This is a genomic window from Streptomyces sp. NPDC048278 (genome assembly GCF_040652195.1).
GTDB lineage: Bacteria > Actinomycetota > Actinomycetes > Streptomycetales > Streptomycetaceae > Streptomyces.
Genome location: NZ_JBEZLP010000084.1, coordinates 1 through 3,476, shown reverse-complemented (window position 1 = coordinate 3,476; position 3,476 = coordinate 1). Strand labels below are relative to the sequence as shown.

The window sequence follows — 3,476 nt, the reverse complement described above, 5'->3', positions numbered from 1 at the left end:
GACGTCCTCGGCCTGTTCAAGACTGCCGGTGACCGAGAACAGCTGGCCGACCAGTCGCGGGTACGACGACTGGTAGAACTCCTCGAAGTCCATCGGACCGGCCGGCTCTCCTCGGTCACCGTCGTTGTCATGGTTCACTTACGAGCCAGGCAAGCTGGTCGGCGGTGGCCGCGAAGCCGAACACGCGGTGCTGCACAGCCGATCCTTGATTGGTCCGGTAGGTGCTGGGGGCGGCGACACACAGCAGTGGGACGAGCCCGTCGCCGCCTTGCCATCCCCACGCCACAGGCCCCGCCCCCGCGCACACCGCACGGCCCTTCGTTATCGATCCGAAACTGTAGGGGATTGTCGCCTGAAGTGGCGGTGATGCGGAGACAGAGAAGGCGCTCACGCAGATCCACGCACGAGGCGGCGAGGGAATAAACCGAAATCCGGTGGAGAATGTCCACCTGTCGCGGAGTCGGTGGAAGAACGGGCAGATCTCGAGTTGGCGCGGGGGTGGGGTAACAAGGTCGGAGGCATAGCGATTTCCGCTTGGCGGAGGTTGCTGTCGGCTTGGTGCGCGACCCCGCCCGCTGGATCGGCGGACTCCGCGGGATGGCCTCTGAACAGGAAGAACACCTTGGTGAACTGTACCTTCCGGCCGTTCCGACAGCCGGGCGTGCGCGGTCACCCTCACCCCGGGGATGCGCATTTCCGTCGGCTGTCAGGAGGCCACGCGCGGTCATTGCGGCACGTGGATGGACGGTCGGCTGTGTCTTACCATCCGAATGCTTCTCGGGCGATTCCCACGTCTTGGAAGGTGTTGGGTTGTGACGCGCAATCATCCCCGACTTTGATGGTGGCAACCATATGGTCACATCTGCCGGCTTTTCTCGCACTGCCCCAGGGGCGGTTCCCCTGCTCGGTCACCTCCCCCTTCTCGCATGGTCTCCTCTGGGATTCCTCAAGGGGCTGAGCGCATACGGACCTCTGGTCCAGATCCGCATCGGACGCCGTCCGGCCTATGTCGTCACCCGCCCCGACCTGGTACGCCGCCTGCACGGCGACCACTACCTCTTCGACAAGGGCGGGCCGTTCTACGAGACGTCCCGCAGGTTCTTCGGCAACGGAGTGGTCAACTGCCCGGCCGCCGAGCACGCGCAGCAGCGCCCGCTGATGCAGCCCGCGTTCCACCGGTCCCGGATTCAGACCTACGCCGAGGTCATGCGGGACGTGGCGGAAGAGGTCGTGGACTCATGGCGTCCCGGACGGGTGATCCGCCTCGACCAGGAAACGCACCGGATGACCGCCATGGTCGCCTCCAGAACTCTGATCTCGGCACCGCAAGGCGGCCCGGCGGCGGCCCAGATCGCCGCATCGCACGCGGACATCATGCAAGGGCTGTACTGGCGCATGGTCATTCCAGGGAGGCTCTTCCCCCGGCTCCCGCTCCCCGTCAACCGCCGTTACGACCGGCAGGTGGCACGCACCCGCCGCACCGTCGATGACGTGGTCGACCACTACCGCACCACCGGCACCGACCACGGCGACGTGCTGTCCATGGTCATCGCGGCCTGCGAACAGGAGGACGATCCACAACAAGCGGTCTTCGACCAGGTCGTACAGATCCTGTCGGCGGCGGTGGAAACGACAGCAGCGGCCCTTGTCTGGACCCTTCGCCTCCTCGACCGGCATCCGCTCGTCGCCCAACGGGTGCTGACCGAGATCGAGGAAGTGCTGGAGGGCCGACCGCCGGACCACCGCAGCCTCACCGAACTCCCGTACACCCAGCGGGTGCTGACCGAGGCCATACGACTGTATCCGCCGGGGTGGCTGGTCAGCAGGGCGACCACGGCAGAGGTGGCCTGGGACGAAGGCCGCATACCAGCCGGGGCTGACGTCTTCTTCAGCCACTACACCCTGCATCGCGACGCCGGCCTGTTTCCCGACCCGGACGCCTTCGACCCGGACCGGTGGAGTCCCGAGCGCGTCACAACGGCGCAGCGCCAGGGCTTCCTGGGATTCGGCACCGGTCGCCGCAAATGCCTGGGGGACGTCTTCGGCACGACCGAGGCCACCATCGCCCTGGTCACCGTGCTGAGCCGCTGGAGGCTGCGGTTCCAGCAGTGCGCCGAACGGCCGGTGCCCCGTCTGTTGCTGCTTCCTCCCGCCACGCCCGTCATGGTGGAACCCCGGCCAGGGAGCGGCAGTTGAGTGCCACCGTACCGCCGCGGCAGGGGCGGGGTGCGGACCAGGTCGGTAGCGCGAGTGCGTGGGCCGGGACAGGCCCGGGACATCACACGCGCGGAAAGGGGCGCCCGGACCCGCTACCGCCCAGTAAGCCTTCTCGAGGGAGGAACGCGGCGCGCCGGGCATGGTTCGAGGCCGACCTGAGCTGGCGCTTCGCCGGGGGAGACGCGAGCGCCATGCTGCTGCCCCCCATGCTGTTCACCTGCACGGCCTGGCGCAGCCTCGGTCTGCCCTGGCCGGATCTCCTGCGCGCGGAAGCATGTGCGCTGCTCTACTTCTGGCTGGCGCTGTACCTGGTCTGTCTGTCCAACCAGGCCACGGGGATCGAGGAAGACCGGCGGAACAAGCCTCATCGCCCACTGGTCACCGGAGTCGTCTCGGTGACCGGTGCCTGGCGGCGTTGGTGGGTCGTGCTCGTCCTGTACGGAGCACTGGGCTACTGCCTGGGCCTTGCCGGCTGGGCCGCGCTGTGGATCACCATGACCGTCTGTTACAACCAGCTGGGCTTCGCGCGTCGCTGGTACGGGAAGAATCTCTGTATCGTCATCGCGACCTTCGCCCAGCTCGCGGCGGCCTGGGAGATCGCAGGACCTCTGACGCCGTACGGCTGGCGGCTCATCGCGGCCATCACGTTCCTGTTCAACCTGATCATGTCCATACAGGATCTGCGCGACATCACCGGCGACCGGGAAGTGGGCCGCCGCACCCTGCCGATGGTCATCGGTGAGGGGCCGACCCGGGTGGCCGCAGCGGTCGGACTGGGCGCGCTGCCCGTGGCCGTGCACTTCTGGATCTTCGGCACGGCATCCGAGCACGTGCTGCCCCTGACGTGTGAGGTGGTACTGACCTGTGTCGGCTGGGCCACCGCGGTGCGCGTACTGCGGTTCCGCGATCCGGTCGGCGACCACCGCACCTACCAGCTGTACACCGGTTGGTACTGCCTGCTGATGGTCGGCAGCGTCCTCGTGTCACCGATCCACTGACACCGCCGGGTCGCCCGGTGGGCTCACGTGAGCTGTTCACCACCGTCACCCCTGTTCAGCCCGCACAGCGATACGGGACCTTCGGGGAGCGGCCATCGGCGGTTGCGGCGGCGGACGGTTCACCGTCGTTCTTTCGGCCGGGGCTCGGGAGTGACAACCGGCCGCTCGGCCGAGGCAGTTGAGCGGGGTGGCGGAGGAGGCTCTGGGAGGAACGGCCGGTAGGGTCCGGCCGTCGCGGGAATCGAAGGAGCACCCCATGAA

At 67.6% G+C, this 3,476-nt stretch carries 2 protein-coding genes; both read left to right on the top strand.

What is annotated here, in order from left to right:
* The first annotated feature begins 852 nt into the window (after nucleotides 1-852).
* Nucleotides 853-2,196, top strand: coding sequence for a cytochrome P450 (locus AB0D74_RS50330; protein ID WP_362603423.1), 1,344 nt, complete (start codon nucleotides 853-855; stop codon nucleotides 2,194-2,196).
* 212 nt (nucleotides 2,197-2,408) lie between these two features.
* The gene (locus tag AB0D74_RS50325; RefSeq protein ID WP_362603420.1) at nucleotides 2,409-3,215 is read left to right on the top strand and encodes a UbiA family prenyltransferase; all 807 of its coding nucleotides are present in this window, start codon (nucleotides 2,409-2,411) and stop codon (nucleotides 3,213-3,215) included.
* The last annotated feature ends 261 nt before the right edge of the window (nucleotides 3,216-3,476 follow it).

Coding starts and splice junctions, on each gene's coding strand:
- AB0D74_RS50330 (WP_362603423.1), top strand. CDS start 853: ATGGTCACATCTGCCGGCTTTTCTCGCACTGCCCCAGGGGCGGTTCCC.
- AB0D74_RS50325 (WP_362603420.1), top strand. CDS start 2,409: ATGCTGCTGCCCCCCATGCTGTTCACCTGCACGGCCTGGCGCAGCCTC.